Here is a 15,910-nt window from a genome sequence, read left to right on the forward strand (position 1 = left end):
CGATCACGTCGATTGCACGCCCGAGGGCCGGTTCACAGGCGGTTGCGAATCGCCTGCCCCAGCAGTGCGCGCGATTCGCTGTTCGTCGGGTCGATGGCGAGTGCTCGGCTCGCGTTCTGCTCCACGCAGCTCCATTCGTCGATCTCTGCGCACCGGCGCGCCTTGGCCAGAGCGCGGGCGCCTTCCAGCTCATCGTGCGTGACGCGGGCGGTCTCCATGTGCGGCGTGCCGGCGAGGCTCGACTGCGGCTGCCGTTCCGTCGCGGGGTCGGGGCGTTTTCTCGTGCGTGCCAGCGCCTGCGAGCGTGACGTCCGGTGCGCATCGCCGGCGCGCGCCGAGCGACTGCCGGTCGACGCCGCGTGCGGGCTCGCTGCGAGCTTCGTCGGCGGCACGTGCGCGGCGCGCGGTGGGCTCGTGTCGGAGCGGGCCGTGGCTTGCGGCGGCACGGCCGGTTCGGCCGGCGCCGACACGGCGGGCGCCGTCGAGGCGGACGGCGGAACCGGCCCGGCCTGCGCGACCGTCGACGCCGAGCCGGCGGGCGCCGCTGTGCGGGACGAGCCACCCGTCGCCGCGACGATGAGCTGGCGGTACTTGCCCACGACGTTGCCGATCACGCCGGCGATATCGTGCGTCACGCTCGCGTGGCCGATCCTCGTGTCTCGCTCGACGTACGCGAACGCGCCGAAGATCGCGGCAAATGCAGCGACGCTGAGCGCCGCATTCTTTCCCGGACCCCACGAGGGTTTCGGCTGACGGTCGGGCGAGTCGTCCGGTCGTTCTGGACGGGGCATTCAAGTCTCCTGGATTCGATGCGCTCCATGAATGACGCGATCGGAGCGGGGCGGTGCGACGTTTCACCATCGCAACTGCGTCGTGAGCGCACCCGTCTCGACGATCGCGAACTGGGTTGCTCCCTGATAGGTCCCTTCGACCCGGTAGCTCGCGTCCGGCACGCTGAACAGGCAGCGCGATCCCGATGCATTGAATTCGACGAGCACGCGCCCATGCCGGCGCAGGCGCACCTGCACGTTGGAGAGGGGCTGGCCGGTGCTCCCCGACACGAACGACACGCCCAGGTTGTACGGGCGCCCGTCAGGGGGAAGCGGCGCGGTGCCGTCGATCCGCGCATCGCCGCAGATATACGAAATCACGTACCGGTTTGCCCCCGGACCGGACGCCGGCGGCGGGGCCGCCGATGTCTGGGCCATGGCGTTCATGCAGAGCGTGGAGAGCACGACGCTCAGGAAAGGGCGAGCCTGCTGTCGAAGCGAAGGTGACATTGCAATCTCCCGTCCGGAATCGATGACGCGCATCGACTCGGAGTCGAATTTGCCAACGTTCTTTTTGCGACACGCTATTGATACACGATGGCTTTTGAACCAACAACCGCGTGTGACCCGAATGGGACGGGAGCGAAAGATCCTATCTAAATAGGATAAGGATGGATTGGTAAGGATGTCTTAATTCTGAATAAAGTCGATATTCCCGGACATGAAAATTGCTCACCGGTAGCGATGATCGAGCACGCTTTGAATCACGTCGGAGGTATCGACGTTCGTGCCGAAAAATAACGACTGATAAAAGAAACTGTTGCGCCTGTATTCGAGAAGAATCGATGAATGTTCGGATACAGACCGCATGTCGAGAAATGAGGGTGCGACGTTTTTGATCATTCCGGCTGTTACAGGTAAATAGAAACTTGTGTAACAAGGTATTTCTGTCTGGAAAATCAGTCCGAATATTCTTACTTAATACGGGAAGCAGTAAAAAGTACGACACGGATTCGCAAACGTTTGCGTTTTAATGGCGGCGGATTGGGGCAGGTGAGGGATTTTATGGAATCCGGCGGATTATCGATTGCCGTCGAAAGAATACGCATGCGCGCCATGGATATCCACGGCGCGGACACAGCGTTCAGCGACTGCCGCCCGCGCTTCGTCGCGCGCCGCGCATTGCCGGCGCGGCCGCCTCTTCGGTGCCGATCGCCGCGTCGAGGGCCGTGCGCGGCCGGTTCATGATGTAGGCCCACAGCTGCTCGGCCGCGAGCCCGCGCTTGCGCGCCGATCGATACAGGCGGATTTCGAGTTCGGTGATCCAGTCGCCGGTGCCGGCGCAGACGAGCGTGCCGTCCGCGAGCTCTTTCGCGACGCAGCTTTCCGGCAGCCAGCCGATGCCGTGCCCGGCCACGACCATGCCTTTCAGCGCCTCGGACATGTGCGTCTCGAAACACCGGTGCAGCACATACGGCTCGGTCGCGTTCAGCAGCAGCATCTCGACGATGTTGCCGAGAAAGGCGCCCGACGAATACGCGAGCAGCGGCAGCGGCGCATCGGGCGTGCCGGGCAGCTGGAACACCGGCTTGCCGCGTGCATCGGGCGACGACACGGGCAGGATTCGTTCGACGCCGAGGCTGACGAACGGAAAGTGGTTCGGATCGAGCACGATCGGCAACTGCGGATGGTGATAGCCGAGCAACAGGTCGCATTCGCCTTCGACGAGCTGCTGCACGCCTTCCGGCACGTTCACCGCATTGACGCGCGCGGTCACGTGGCCGACCTCGCTGTTGAGTTGCTTGAGCCATTCCGGAAACAGCGTGAACACGAGCGTATGCGCGACGGCGAAGCGCACGACCTGGTCGCTGGCCGCGAACTGGTCGTAGCCGTTCACGAGATTGCGCGCCGCATACATGCTGCGCAGGATGTCCGCGGCGAGCCCGCGGAACATCTGGCCGGCCGGCGTCAGTGCGATCGGATTGATGCTCCGGTCCACCAGCTTCGCGTCCATCCAGGTTTCGAGGGCGGCGATTCGTCTACTGAACGCCGATTGCGTCAGGTGCCGATGACGCGCGGCCCGGGAAAAGCTCTTGGTATCCGCCAGGCTCAGGAAATCTTCCAGCCACTTTGCTTCCATTTCGATCTTCGCTTTTTATAGTCGGGCGCCTGAAAGGGGGCGCCGTCTGCTGCGCAAACGTTCTAGCGTACCGCGCATCGCGTCGGTCGGGCCGATGTTTTTTTTCGATCGGTGTCAGTCGAAATATGCATGGGCGTTGTCGGCGGGATTACGGCTACATAGCGTTGAGGGGCCGGACCGAGTTAACCGGACAGTTCATCGCGTCGGACTGTCCGGCCCGCCCGGACGGCGCTTCCCCCGGGCCGGCTGCGCCGTGTGCGTGCCGGCCCGCCCGCTCGGGCCGGTGCCCGCCTCGTCGCTTTTGGTGCAGTGCAGATTGCACATCCGTGACACGCGGGAGAACTATGTTCGTCGGATGCGGCGCAGCATCGGCCATGCGCGTCGGCGGCGCACCGCGAGTGCGCGCCGCGTCGGCGATGCACCGTTGTGGTGCGAAACGTGGCGCGGGCGTGCCCGGCGCGGCGCAAAAACAGGGGGATATCGACGGGAGCGAACACGGCACGTTCCTTGCAAAGCATTGGTTACGCCGGTCCGGCATGCGCAATGCCGGGGAAAACGATCGATGGAGAAAAAATCGATGAAGCCATTCGATGAAATGCTGCAATCCGGCGACATGGTAAGGGCGCCTTACGCGCGCCTGAAGCAATGGCTCGACACGCAGAATCCCGCGAGCCTCGCCCAGAAGGCCCACGATGCGGAAGGCGTGTTCCGCAAGACGGGCATCACGTTCGCCGTCTACGGCGACGCGGAGGCCGCCGAGCGGCTGATTCCGTTCGACATCGTCCCGCGCATCATCTCGGGGGCGGAGTGGAGCCGGCTGTCGCTCGGCATCGAGCAGCGCGTGATGGCGCTCAACGCGTTCCTCGACGACATCTACCACCGCCAGGAAATCGTGCGCGCGGGCATCGTGCCGAAGCACCTGATCGCGCACAACGACGCGTTCATCCCGGAGATGATCGACTTCCGGCCGCCCGGAAACGTTTACACGCACATCATCGGCGTCGACATCGTGCGCACCGGCGAGAACGAGTTTTACGTGCTGGAGGACAACGCGCGCACGCCGTCCGGCGTGTCGTACATGCTGGAAAACCGCGAAACGATGATGCAGCTCTTTCCGGAGCTGTTCCAGCAGGTGAAGGTGCGCCCGGTCGAAACCTATCCGCAGATGCTGCGCCAGTCGCTCGCGGCCGTGTGCCCGCCGGGCGGCAACACCGACAACCCGACCGTCGCGGTGCTCACGCCCGGCATCCACAATTCCGCGTACTACGAACATTCGTTCCTCGCCGACCAGATGGGCGTGCACCTCGTCGAGGGCAGCGACCTGCAGGTGATCGACGGCCGCGTCGCGATGCGCACGACCGAAGGCTTCCAGCCGATCGACGTACTGTATCGCCGCGTCGACGACGCGTTCCTCGATCCGCTCACGTTCCGCCCCGATTCGGTGCTCGGCGTGGCCGGCATCATGGACGTGTACCGCGCGGGCAACATCACGATCGCGAACGCGCCCGGCACCGGCATCGCCGACGACAAGGCGATCTACTCGTACATGCCGGAGATCGTCGAGTTCTACACGGGCCGCAAGGCGCTGCTGGAGAACGTGCCGACCTGGCGCTGCGGCGAGGCCGACAGCCTGAAATACGTGCTCGAGCATCTGGACGAACTGGTCGTGAAGGAAGTGCACGGCTCGGGCGGCTACGGGATGCTGGTCGGGCCGTGCGCGTCGAAGGCCGAACTCGACGCGTTTTCCGCGAAGCTGCGCGCCCGTCCCGCGAACTACATCGCGCAACCGACGCTCGCGTTGTCCACGACGCCGATCCTGACCGACGCCGGCCTCGCGCCGCGCCACGTCGACCTGCGGCCGTTCGTGCTGGTGTCGGACCGGATCCGCATCACGCCGGGCGGGCTCACGCGCGTCGCGCTGAAGGAGGGATCGCTCGTCGTCAACTCGAGCCAGGGCGGCGGCACCAAGGACACCTGGGTGCTGGCCGACTGAGCCGGACGCGACCGCGCGCGCCGGAGCCGGCGCGCGAACCGAACGAAGACGGAGTGGACACGAGATGCTTCTGGGACGTACTGCAAGCGGGCTCTACTGGATGTACCGCTATATCGAACGCACGGAGAACATCGCGCGCATCGTCGATGCCGGGCTGCGGATGGCGCTCACGCGCACGGCCGACGCGCCGGCCGAATGGTCGTCGGTGCTCGTCAGCTCGGGCGCCGACGACGGCTATCGGCAGAAATACGACGCGTACGCGGCCGATACCGTGACCGACTACCTGCTGCGCGACCGCGACAACCCGTCGAGCGTGCTGTCGTGCATCGAAGCCGCGCGCTCGAACGCGCGGATGGTGCGCACGGCGCTCACGCGCGAGGCGTGGGAAAGCGTGAACGGCGCGTGGCTCGCCCTGCGCCGCGCGCTCGCGCAGCCGGTGCCTGAAAGCGAGCTGCCGGCCGTGCTCGACGAAGTGAAGCGCGAAACCGCGCTGATCCTCGGCAGCTTCTACAGCACGATGCTGCGCAACGAGATCTTCGATTTCGCGCAGATCGGCGCATTCATCGAGCGCGCCGACAACACCGCGCGGATCATCGACGTGAAGTACCACCTGCTGCTGCCGTCGGTGTCGCACGTCGGCACGATCCTCGACAACTACCAGTGGGAGACGATCCTGCGCTGCGTGGCCGCGCATCGTTCGTACCGCTGGGTGTACGACGTGCAGTACAAGCCGCTCAACATCGCGGACTACCTGATCCTGAACGGCCGCATGCCGCGTTCGCTGCGCTATTGCTACGGGCGCGTCGTGTCGAGCCTGAACCTGCTCGCGAAGGATTACGGCGTGACACACCCGTGTCACGACACGGCCACGAAGATCCTGCAACTGCTGTCCGATACCTCGGTCGAGCGGATCTTCAAGAGCGGCCTGCACGAATTCCTGACCGACTTCATCGGCCGCAACAACAGCCTCGGGCTCGAAATCGCCCAGGCTTACAACTTCGACTGAGGCTTGCCATGCGACTCGCCATTCGACACATTTCGCGTTATCGGTTCGACGATCAAGCCAGCCATGCGCTGCAACGGCTGCGGCTGCGCCCGCAATCCGGCCCCGGGCAGACGGTGCGCGCGTGGCAGGTCACGATCGACGGCGTCGAGCCGACGCTGTCGTACGCCGACGGGCTCGGCAACCGGATCGACCTCGTGCGCCACGATCGCGGCGCGAAGGACGAGATCGTGGTCGTGGCGGCCGGCGTCGTCGAGACGCAGGACCGCGCGGGCATTCTCGGCAATTCCGAAGGCTATGCGCCGCCGTGGATCTTCGAGCGCGAGACCGCGCTCACGAAGGCGGGCGACACCGTGCGCGCGCTCACGGACGCGCTGCCGATCGAGCCGCACGGTCTCGACGCACTGCACTGGCTGATGACGGAAGTGCACGGCCGCATCGCATACGCGCCGAACCTGGCGGCCGATGCGCCCGTCGATGCGGAAACCGCGCTGCAAAGCGGCGAGGGCACGAGCCGCGACCATGCGCACGCGTTCATCGCGGCCGCACGCGTGCTGAAGATCCCCGCGCGCTACATCTCGGGCTACGTGTTGGCCGACAGCGCGATGCAGCGCATCGCCGATTCGAAGCAGCATGCGGGCGACGTCGAGGAGGAGGCGGCGCTCGCGCTGCAGAGCGGCGACGGCATGCAGCAGGCGCTCGGCGCGTCGCATGCCGCGCAATCGCAATCGCAATCGCAATCCCAAGGCCAGCCGCAGGCGGCGCTCGGCGCGCAGCCGCAAGCCGCGTCGCTGATGCAGCAGCCGGCCGGCCATGCATGGGCCGAGGCCTATGTCGAAGGGCTCGGCTGGGTCGGCTTCGACCCGTTCATGAACCGTTGCCCGGACGAACGCTACGTGCGCATCGCGGTCGGCCTCGACCATCGCGACGCGCAGCCGGTGACGGGGCTCGGTGCGACGGCCGTCGCCGTCGAGATCAGCGTCGTGCAGTCGCCGGAACTCGTCTGACCGGCGGCGCGCCTTCGCCGAATCCGCCATGCCGGGCCGCCGCGTCGACAGCGACGCGGCGTGCGCGGCCGGCCCAACCCGACCCGAGCTCCCATGTCCATCCACGTCGCGCTGCATCACACCACCCGCTATCGCTACGACCGGCTCGTCAACCTCGGCCCGCAGGTCGTGCGGCTGCGGCCCGCGCCGCATTGCCGGACACCGATCCTCGCGTATTCGATGACGGTCGAGCCCGCGCAGCACTTCATCAACTGGCAGCAGGACCCGTTCTCGAACTATCTGGCGCGCCTCGTGTTTCCGGAGCGCACCGAGCACTTCGAGATCACCATCGATCTCGTCGCCGAGATGTCGGTGTACAACCCGTTCGACTTTTTCCTCGAAGCGAGCGCGGAGCAATATCCGTTCAGCTATGACGACGCGCTGAAGACCGAACTCGCGCCGTATCTCGCGTGCGATCCGCAGACGAGCGCCGCGCCGCTGTTTCGCGCGTATCTCGACGGTGTGGACCGCACGCCGGCCGGCACCGTGAACTTCCTCGTCGCGCTGAACCAGCAGCTTCAGCGCGACATCGGCTATCTCGTGCGGATGGAGCCCGGCGTGCAGACGCCCGCGCAGACGCTCGAGCTCGCGTCCGGCTCGTGCCGCGACAGCGCGTGGCTGCTCGTGCAGCTGTGCCGCCATCTCGGCATCGCCGCGCGCTTCGTGTCGGGCTACCTGATCCAGCTCACGCCGGACGTCAAATCGCTCGACGGCCCGAGCGGCACGTCGGTCGATTTCACCGATCTGCACGCGTGGTGCGAGGTCTATCTGCCGGGCGCCGGCTGGATCGGCTTCGATCCGACGTCGGGCCTGCTCGCCGGGGAAGGGCATATTCCGCTCGCGTGTACGCCGCAGCCGACGAGCGCGGCGCCGGTCGAAGGGCTGATCGACGAATGCGAGGTGTCGTTCGAGCACGAGATGAGCGTGACGCGCGTGTACGAATCGCCGCGCGTGACCAAGCCGTATACGGAATCGCAGTGGGATGCCGTGCTCGCGCTCGGCTCGCAGGTCGACGGCGCGCTGGCCGCCGGCGACGTGCGGCTCACGCAGGGCGGCGAGCCGACCTTCGTGTCGATCGACGATCGCGACGGCGCCGAGTGGAACACCGATGCGCTCGGCCCGACCAAGCGCGGCTACGCGACCGAACTCGTGCAGCGGCTGCGCGCCGAATACGGCGACGGCGGCTTCCTGCATTTCGGGCAGGGCAAGTGGTACCCGGGCGAGCAATTGCCGCGCTGGGCGCTGTCGATCTTCTGGCGCGCGGACGGTCAGCCCGTGTGGCACGATCCGTCGCTGTTCGCCGACGAGCGCGAGCCGTCCTCGTACACCACCGACGACGCGAAGCGCTTCATCGATGCGCTCGCCGCGCGGCTGAACCTGACCGGCGAATTCATCCGGCCCGGCTACGAGGACGTGTGGTACTACCTGTGGCGCGAGCGCCGGCTGCCCGTCAACGTCGATCCGTTCGACGCGCGCCTCGACGACGAACTCGAGCGCGCGCGGCTGCGCAAGGTGTTCGAGCAGCAGCTTGACAGCGTGGTCGGCTACGTGCTGCCGGTGAAGCGGGTGGATGACACGCCGGGCCTCGACGGGCCGCGCTGGCAGACGGGGCCGTGGTTCTTCCGCGACGAGCGGATGTACCTCGTGCCGGGCGATTCGCCGATGGGCTATCGACTGCCGCTCGACTCGCTGCCGTGGACGGCCCGCGCCGACTATCCGTACCTCGTCGAGCGCGATCCGTTCGCGCCGCGCGACGCACTGCCGGACGCCACCGCCATGCGCGCCCGCTACGCGGGCCCGGCCGACGCGCCGCGCTATCTGGCCGGCGTGCATCGCGAAGCGTCCGCGCCGACCGTGATGCAGTGGCGCGACGACGGCGCGGCCGCGAGCGCTCGTGCGGGCGCCGTGGACCCGCATCGCCGGCCCGAGCGTTTCGAATCGGCCGCGTGGATCACGCGCACCGCGCTGTGCGTCGAAGTGCGCAACGGCATCCTGTACCTGTTCATGCCGCCGCTCGCCGCGCTCGAGGATTATCTCGACCTGCTCGGCGCGATCGAGCTGACCGCGCACACGCTCGGCGTGAAACTCGTGCTCGAAGGCTATCCGCCGCCGCGCGACGCACGGCTGAAGCTGCTGCAGGTGACGCCCGATCCGGGCGTGATCGAGGTGAACATCCACCCGGCCGCGAGCTTCGACGAACTCGTCGACCACACCGAATTCCTGTACGACGCCGCGTGGCAGTCGCGGCTGTGCAGCGAGAAGTTCATGGTCGACGGGCGGCACGTCGGCACGGGCGGCGGCAACCACTTCGTGCTCGGCGGCGCGACGCCGGCCGACAGCCCGTTCCTGCGCCGCCCGGACCTGCTCGCGAGCCTGATCGCGTACTGGCACAACCATCCGTCGCTGTCGTACCTGTTCTCGGGGCTCTTCATCGGGCCGACGAGCCAGGCGCCGCGCGTCGACGAGGCGCGCAACGACCAGCTCTACGAGCTCGACATCGCGTTCGCGGAAATCCAGCGCAACAAGCTGCTGTTCGGGCAGGACATGCCGCCGTGGCTCGTCGACCGCGTGCTGCGCAACCTGCTGATCGACGTGACGGGCAACACGCACCGCAGCGAGTTCTGCATCGACAAGCTGTATTCGCCCGATTCGTCCACCGGCCGGCTCGGTCTGCTCGAACTGCGTGCGTTCGAGATGCCGCCGCATGCGCGGATGAGCATCGTGCAGCAACTGCTGCTGCGCGCGCTGGTCGCGCGCTTCTGGGCCGTGCCGTACACGACGCCGCTCACGCGCTGGGGCACCGCGCTGCACGACCGCTTCATGTTGCCGGAATTTCTTCGGATGGATTTCGACGACGTGCTGGCCGAGCTGCGCGACGCCGGCTTCGCGTTCGATCCGGCGTGGTTCGCGCCGCACTTCGAATTCCGTTTTCCGCTGTTCGGGCAGGTCGCGGTGAACGGGATGCAGCTGTCGCTGCGCGGCGCGCTGGAACCGTGGCACGTGATGGGCGAGGAGGGCGCGCCCGGCGGCACGGTGCGCTACGTCGATTCGTCGGTCGAACGGCTCGAAGTGCGCGTGACGGGGCTGAACGACAACCGGCACGTCGTGACCGTCAACGGCCGCGCGTTGCCGCTGCAGCCGACCGGCACCGTCGGCGAATACGTCGCGGGCGTGCGCTACAAGGCGTGGTCGCCGCCGTCGGCGCTGCATCCGACCATCGGCGTGCACGCGCCGCTCACGTTCGACATCGTCGATACGTGGCTGCAGCGCTCGCTCGGCGGCTGCCGGTATCACGTCGCGCATCCGGGCGGGCGCAACTACGCGACGTTCCCGATCAATGCATACGAAGCCGAGAGCCGCCGGCTCGCGCGCTTCGTCGAGATCGGCCACACGCCGGGGCGGATGGAGGTCGCGGCTGCCGCGCCGAGCCGCGAATTTCCGTTCACGCTCGACTTGCGGCGGCCGTGATCGATCGATGACAGGGAGGACGACGATGCGCGGATCGCGACCTCCGGGCCCGCCGGTCGGTCGCGACGCCCCCGGAGTGCTAGGATGCGGGCAGATTGCGGTTCCGCGCTGCGGCTTGCCGCCCGACTGGCGGCGCGCGTGCGCGGCCGCACCCTGACGACGGAACGACATCGTGCCGCCCATTGACCTCGATCATCTCGCCGCCCTCGACGCGATGCCCACGCTTTTCGATACCGGCGCCCAGCCGGACGCCGCCGAACTGGCCGCCGCGCTCGCGGCGCCGGCCGCCGCCGGCCGTTACGACGAACTGCGCGGCAGCGCGGCCGGCCTGCACGCGCCCGCGCTTGCGCCCGCATGGCGCAGTTTCTTCACGTCGATCGGCAGCGACGGCGTGGCCGACCTCGACCGCCGCGCCGATGCACTGCACCGGCGCATGCGCGAGAACGGCCTGTTCTACCAGTTGCACGAGCAGCGCGCCGGCGACGGCGCGGTCGGCCCGTGGTCGCTCGACCTGCTGCCACTGATCGTCACACCGGAGGATTGGGTCGGGATCGAGCGCGGCGTGCTGCAGCGCGTGCGGCTGCTCAACGCGACGCTGGCCGACCTGTACGGGCCGCAGACGATCCTGCAACGCGGGCTGCTGCCGCCCGCGCTCGTCACCGGCAATCCGGGCTATCTGCGCGCGATGCGCGGCGCACGCGTGCCGGGCGATACGTGGCTGCACGTCGTCGCGTTCGATCTCGCGCGCGGCCCCGACGGCCAATGGCGGATCGTCGCGCAGCACACGCAGGGCGCGGCCGGGCTCGGCTACCTGCTCGAAAACCGGCTGATCGTGTCGCGGCTCTTTCCGCGCGGGTTTCGCGGGCTGCGCGTGCAGCGCCTCGCATCCGCGTATCGCGCGCTGCTGCAAAGCATGCAGTCGCTCAGCCCCGCCGCGAAGAATTCGCGGATCGTGCTGCTGACGCCGGGGCCGCACAGCGCAACCTATTTCGAGCATGCGTATCTCGCGCGCTATCTCGGCCTCACGCTCGTGGAAGGCGGCGACCTGACCGCACGCGACAATCGCGTATTCCTGAAGACGCTCAGCGGGCTCGAGCCGGTGCATGGCATCCTGCGGCGCGTCGACGATGCGTGGCTCGATCCGCTCGAACTGCGGCCCGATTCGATGCTCGGCGTGCCGGGGCTGTTGCAGGCCGTGCGCGCGGGCAACGTGCTGCTCGCGAACGCGCCGGGCTCGGGTTTCCTCGAATCGCCGGCGATGCTCGGCTTCATGCCGCGTCTCGCGGAAGCGCTGCTCGGCGAAACGCTGACGCTGCCGGCCGTGCATTCGTGGTGGTGCGGCGAGGCGGCCGCGTGCGACGACGCGCTGCCGCAGCTCGCGCGCAGCATCGTCAAGGCATCCTATCCGCCCGACGTGCAGGAAGGCGGGGCGTTCGAACCGGTGATCGGCGCGCGGCTCACGCAGGCGCAACTGGCGGAATGGCGCGCGCGGATTCTCGCGCGGCCCGAACACTATACGGTGCAGGCCGACCTGCCGCTGTCGCAGGCGCCGACCTGGCCGCGGCCCGACGCGCCCGACGGCAACGGCAGTGCACGGATCGTGCCGAAGCCGCTGCTGCTGCGCGTGTTCGCGCTTGCGGACGGCGCGCGGCGCTGGCGGCTCCTGCCGGGCGGGCTGTCGCGGGTCGGCACGCGCGACGCACTGTTCAACGCGCCGATGCCGCGCGGCGGCAGCACTGTCGATACGTGGGTGATGACCGAAGGCATCGTCGATTCGACGACGCTGCTGCAGACGCACCTCGGCCCCGACGATCTCGTCGAGCGGCCGCGCGCGATCGCGAGCCGCGCGGCCGAGAACCTGTTCTGGCTCGGCCGCTATACCGAGCGCGCGACCAACCTGATGCGCCTCGCGCGCGCCGCGCTCGAACGGCTGCGCGGCGAAGACGACGTCGACAGCCCCGCGCATCTCGAACTGATCGACACGCTGTGCCGCGACACCGGGCTGGTCGCGGCCGACGCGCCGCACGCGGTCGATGCGCCGCAGGCATTTCAGTACGCGCTGGCGACGTCGCTCACGCGCGGCGGGGATCGCACGTCGGGCATCGCGTCGTGCCTGTTCGGCATGCGTGGCGCGGCGGCCGCGATCCGCGAACGGCTGTCGAGCGATCAGTGGCGGCTGATCGACGACGCGACCCAACTGTTCGCGGACAGCGCAGGGCAGCCGGAAGCCGAGGAGCAGATCGGCAACGACGCGCTGCAGTTGCTGGAGCGTCTCGGGCTGCTGCTCGGCGCGATCACCGGTGCGCAGACCGACAACATGACGCGCGACGACGGCTGGCGATTGCTGTCGATCGGCCGGCAGATCGACCGGCTCGACTTCCTGTGCAGCGTGCTGAAGTTCGCGTTCGACGAAGGGGCCGTGCATCGGCAGGACGGCTTCGAACTCGTGCTGGAACTGTTCGACAGCACGATCACGTTCCGTTCGCGGTTCCAGCGCGGCTTCGACGTCGCGCCGCTGCTGTCGCTCGTCGTGCTCGATACCGACAATCCGCGCTCGCTCGGCTGGGTCGTGCAGGCGCTGCGCGGCCGGCTGACGAAGGTCGAGCGCAGCGAAGGCTACGCGCTGTCCGAGCTGGCCGAGACGGTTCCGGACATACCCGCGTGGTCGCTCCACGAGCTGTGCGAGACCGCCGAAGGCGGCCGGCACGACAAGCTGCTCGCCGCGCTCGACACGACGGTGAAGGCGGTGTGGGAACTGTCGAACCGGATCGGCGAGCGCTATTTCAGCCACGTGCGCGAGGCGGGCAGGACGCTATGGTGACGACGAAAGGCGCACCGAAAACGCCATCCGGTGCCGGCCATGCACGGCAGGCAGCGGCCGCGGCTCCGGCCGCCGTCGCGCCGGGCCGGTTGCTGCGCGTCACGCACGACACCGAATACCGCTACGCGGCGCGTGTCGAATCCGCGCAGCACCAGGCTCGCCTGCAACCGCTCGCGACGCCGCGCCAGCAGATGCTGTCGTTCTCGCTCGACATCGAGCCCGCGCCGGAATCGGTCTGCACCGAGATCGACGCGTTCGGCAACGCGCGTGCGTCGTTCGCACTGAACCAGCCGCACGACGCGCTGCTCGTGCGCAGCCGCAGCACGGTGCGCGTGACGCCGCCGATGTGGTCGCTTGGCGCCCGCGGCGAGCCGCCGCCGTCGATCGCGAATCCGGACGCCGCGCACGCCACCGCATGGGAGGCCGTGCGCGACCGCTTGCGGTTCCGCGCGGGGCAGCCTTACGACCCGGCGAGCGAGTTCGTGTTCGCGTCGCCGCACGTGGCGTGCGACCCCGAACTCGCCGCATACGCGGCCGCGAGCTTCACGCCGCAACGGCCGCTCGTGCAGGCGGCGTGGGATCTGATGCGGCGTGTGCATGCCGATTTCGCGTACACGCCGAACAGCACCGACATCACGACGTCGGCACTCGATGCGCTGCGGTTGCGCAAGGGCGTGTGCCAGGATTTCGCGCACGTGATGATCGGCGCGCTGCGCTCGCTCGGGCTGGCCGCGCGTTACGTCAGCGGTTACCTGCTGACGCAGCCGCCGCCCGGGCAGCCGCGGCTGATCGGCGCCGACGCGTCGCATGCGTGGGTCGACGTGTACGATCCGGCGTGGCCCGAGGATGGCGGCTGGCTGCAACTCGATCCGACCAACGATCGCGCGCCCGGCGACGACTACGTGATGCTGTCGGTCGGCCGCGATTATGCCGACGTGACGCCGCTGCGCGGCGTGATCCGCGGCGGCGGCGCGGATCAGGAGCTGAAGGTCGGCGTGACGGTCGAGCCGCTCGATGCGGCTTGACGGTACTGCCGGGCGGGGCTCGCACCCTTTAAGTCTTCGTTAATACTGCACGCCTAGCATGGTGATGCTGGCGAACGGTCCGAACTCAGGTCCGGCGCGCCGGCGGCACGCGCGGGTGCGTCGACGTCACGGCGCCGCGCCGTCGCGCGTCGCCATTTCCATGCAACGGCGGCAGACCATGATCAAGCACTTCGACTACACGCTCGGCAACGAGACGATCGAGCTTTGTGCGAGCTTCGGCGCGGGCCCGGCGTTTCGGCGCGTGCTCGTGAGCCGCGCGGATTCGATGGAAACGTTGGTGGTGCTCGATGCGCGCGGGCTATCGGGCTTGCTGAAGGTGGCGACCGAGGAACCGGAAGGGCTGCTCGACGATGCGATCCGCAAGGTCGGCGACGAACAACTCGTCGAACGGGCGATCAGCGGCCGGACGATCGTCGAAGCCGCGTTGTGACCGGCGGCGCGTAAGCGTGCCCGTAGGCACGGAGCATGCGCCGCGTCGCATTCCGTCGATCACGCAGCGAACCGGTCCGTCGCCGCGACCAACGCCTCCAGAATCCCCGGCTCGTTGTACGCATGCCCCGCGCCGGGCACGATCTCGAACGTCGCATCCGGCCACGCCTTCGACAGCTCCCATGCGGTGCGCGCCGGGGTCGCGATGTCATAGCGGCCCTGCACGATCACGCCCGGAATGCCGGCGAGCCGATGTGCGTCGCGCAGCAACTGGCCTTCCTCGACGAAACCCTTGTTCACGAAGTAGTGGTTTTCGATCCGCGCGAACGCGAGCGCATAGTGGCCGTCCCCGAAATGCGCGGCGAGCGCGGGATCGGGCAGCAGCGTGATCGTGCGGCCTTCCCAGATGCTCCACGCGCGTGCGGCTTCGAGTTTCGCGGCTTCGTCGTCGCCGGTGAGCCGGCGATGGTAGGCGGCCATCAGATCGCCGCGCTCGGCTTCCGGAATCGGTGCGAGGAAGTCTTCCCAATGATCGGGAAACAGCCACGACGCGCCTTCCTGGTAGTACCACAGCAGTTCCGCGCGACGCATTGTGAAGATGCCGCGCACGAGCAGCGCGCTCACGCGTTCGGGGTGGGTCTCCGCGTACGCGATCGCCAGCGCGCTGCCCCACGAGCCGCCGAACACCAGCCATTGTTCGGCGCCGACCATTTCGCGCAGGCGTTCGATATCGGCGACCAGATCCCACGTCGTGTTGTTCTCGAGGCTCGCATGCGGCGTCGAGCGCCCGCAGCCGCGCTGGTCGAACAGCAGGATGTCGTAGCGCTCGGGATCGAACAGGCGGCGGTGGTCCGGGCCGCAGCCGGCGCCGGGGCCGCCGTGCAGGAACACGGCGGGCTTGCCGGCCGGGTTGCCGCAGCGTTCCCAGTAGATGCGGTGGCCGTCGCCGGTGTCGAGATGGCCGTGGGCGTAGGGTTCGATCGGTGGGTACACAGACAGGCTCCGGTGAGGTCGACAGGAGGCGGACGAGGCGCGGGCCAATGTGCGGACGGGTACGGTCGAGCGGATGTTGCTGCGCCGCAAAATTCGTTGCGTAGGCATCGGACCGGCCGCCGCCGGACAAGGCTTGTCATTATGCCCATTCGTCGCGCAGGGCGTGGGCGCGCCGTGGCGCGGCGTCGCCTCGTCGGCGGC

At 68.1% G+C, this 15,910-nt stretch carries 11 protein-coding genes; 7 read left to right on the top strand and 4 right to left on the bottom strand.

The genetic code is table 11. From position 1 onward, the window contains the following. Positions 1-32: 32 nt before the first annotated feature. The 3 genes from CFB52_RS20920 to CFB52_RS20930 all read right to left on the bottom strand — a co-directional run bounded on the left by CFB52_RS20920 (position 33) and on the right by CFB52_RS20930 (position 2,910). Positions 33-791: a hypothetical protein gene (locus CFB52_RS20920; RefSeq protein ID WP_099317325.1), complete on the bottom strand. Its 759-nt coding sequence runs from the start codon at positions 789-791 to the stop codon at positions 33-35. 63 nt (positions 792-854) lie between these two features. Next, positions 855-1,280 carry a hypothetical protein gene (locus CFB52_RS20925; RefSeq protein ID WP_060311732.1) on the bottom strand — a complete coding sequence of 142 codons (426 nt, stop codon included), beginning with the start codon at positions 1,278-1,280 and terminating at the stop codon, positions 855-857. A gap of 634 nt (positions 1,281-1,914) precedes the next feature. After that, entirely contained in the window at positions 1,915-2,910 is a 996-nt protein-coding gene (locus CFB52_RS20930; RefSeq protein WP_059582392.1) for a LysR substrate-binding domain-containing protein, read from the bottom strand. A gap of 577 nt (positions 2,911-3,487) precedes the next feature. Between CFB52_RS20930 and CFB52_RS20940 the strand changes: the two genes are divergently transcribed. The 7 genes from CFB52_RS20940 to CFB52_RS20970 all read left to right on the top strand — a co-directional run bounded on the left by CFB52_RS20940 (position 3,488) and on the right by CFB52_RS20970 (position 14,717). Continuing rightward, positions 3,488-4,903, top strand: a complete 1,416-nt coding sequence (locus CFB52_RS20940) for a circularly permuted type 2 ATP-grasp protein (protein WP_059582390.1) — start codon at positions 3,488-3,490, stop codon at positions 4,901-4,903. Between the two features lie 64 nt (positions 4,904-4,967). Then, a complete protein-coding gene (locus CFB52_RS20945) occupies positions 4,968-5,909 on the top strand; it encodes an alpha-E domain-containing protein (RefSeq protein ID WP_099317326.1) in 942 nt (313 codons plus the stop codon). 8 nt (positions 5,910-5,917) lie between these two features. After that, positions 5,918-6,913, top strand: a complete 996-nt coding sequence (locus CFB52_RS20950) for a transglutaminase family protein (RefSeq protein ID WP_099317327.1) — start codon at positions 5,918-5,920, stop codon at positions 6,911-6,913. A gap of 93 nt (positions 6,914-7,006) precedes the next feature. Continuing rightward, positions 7,007-10,420 carry a DUF2126 domain-containing protein gene (locus tag CFB52_RS20955; protein WP_099317328.1) on the top strand — a complete coding sequence of 1,138 codons (3,414 nt, stop codon included), beginning with the start codon at positions 7,007-7,009 and terminating at the stop codon, positions 10,418-10,420. Positions 10,421-10,634: 214 nt separating this feature from the next. Further along, positions 10,635-13,241 (top strand): circularly permuted type 2 ATP-grasp protein, encoded by a 2,607-nt coding sequence (locus tag CFB52_RS20960; RefSeq protein WP_099317329.1) that lies wholly within the window; start codon positions 10,635-10,637, stop codon positions 13,239-13,241. Continuing rightward, positions 13,235-14,266 (top strand): transglutaminase family protein, encoded by a 1,032-nt coding sequence (locus CFB52_RS20965; RefSeq protein WP_099317330.1) that lies wholly within the window; start codon positions 13,235-13,237, stop codon positions 14,264-14,266. The genes CFB52_RS20960 and CFB52_RS20965 overlap by 7 nt, the downstream gene beginning before the upstream one ends. Before the next feature lie 178 nt (positions 14,267-14,444). Beyond that, on the top strand, positions 14,445-14,717 hold the full coding sequence (locus CFB52_RS20970) for a hypothetical protein (protein ID WP_059582375.1): 273 nt from the start codon (positions 14,445-14,447) through the stop codon (positions 14,715-14,717). Positions 14,718-14,776: 59 nt separating this feature from the next. On the opposite strand, the gene pip is transcribed toward CFB52_RS20970, so the two are convergent. Continuing rightward, complete coding sequence (pip, locus tag CFB52_RS20975) at positions 14,777-15,709, bottom strand: prolyl aminopeptidase (protein ID WP_099317331.1); 933 nt, start codon at positions 15,707-15,709, stop codon at positions 14,777-14,779. Positions 15,710-15,910: the final 201 nt, after the last annotated feature.

Source organism: Burkholderia sp. AU18528 (assembly GCF_002223215.2).
In the GTDB taxonomy this organism is placed as follows: domain Bacteria; phylum Pseudomonadota; class Gammaproteobacteria; order Burkholderiales; family Burkholderiaceae; genus Burkholderia; species Burkholderia semiarida.

Coding starts and splice junctions, on each gene's coding strand:
- CFB52_RS20945 (WP_099317326.1), top strand. CDS start 4,968: ATGCTTCTGGGACGTACTGCAAGCGGGCTCTACTGGATGTACCGCTAT.
- CFB52_RS20960 (WP_099317329.1), top strand. CDS start 10,635: ATGCCCACGCTTTTCGATACCGGCGCCCAGCCGGACGCCGCCGAACTG.
- CFB52_RS20970 (WP_059582375.1), top strand. CDS start 14,445: ATGATCAAGCACTTCGACTACACGCTCGGCAACGAGACGATCGAGCTT.
- CFB52_RS20940 (WP_059582390.1), top strand. CDS start 3,488: ATGAAGCCATTCGATGAAATGCTGCAATCCGGCGACATGGTAAGGGCG.
- CFB52_RS20965 (WP_099317330.1), top strand. CDS start 13,235: ATGGTGACGACGAAAGGCGCACCGAAAACGCCATCCGGTGCCGGCCAT.
- CFB52_RS20955 (WP_099317328.1), top strand. CDS start 7,007: ATGTCCATCCACGTCGCGCTGCATCACACCACCCGCTATCGCTACGAC.
- CFB52_RS20930 (WP_059582392.1), bottom strand. CDS start 2,910: ATGGAAGCAAAGTGGCTGGAAGATTTCCTGAGCCTGGCGGATACCAAG.
- CFB52_RS20950 (WP_099317327.1), top strand. CDS start 5,918: ATGCGACTCGCCATTCGACACATTTCGCGTTATCGGTTCGACGATCAA.
- CFB52_RS20925 (WP_060311732.1), bottom strand. CDS start 1,280: ATGTCACCTTCGCTTCGACAGCAGGCTCGCCCTTTCCTGAGCGTCGTG.
- CFB52_RS20920 (WP_099317325.1), bottom strand. CDS start 791: ATGCCCCGTCCAGAACGACCGGACGACTCGCCCGACCGTCAGCCGAAA.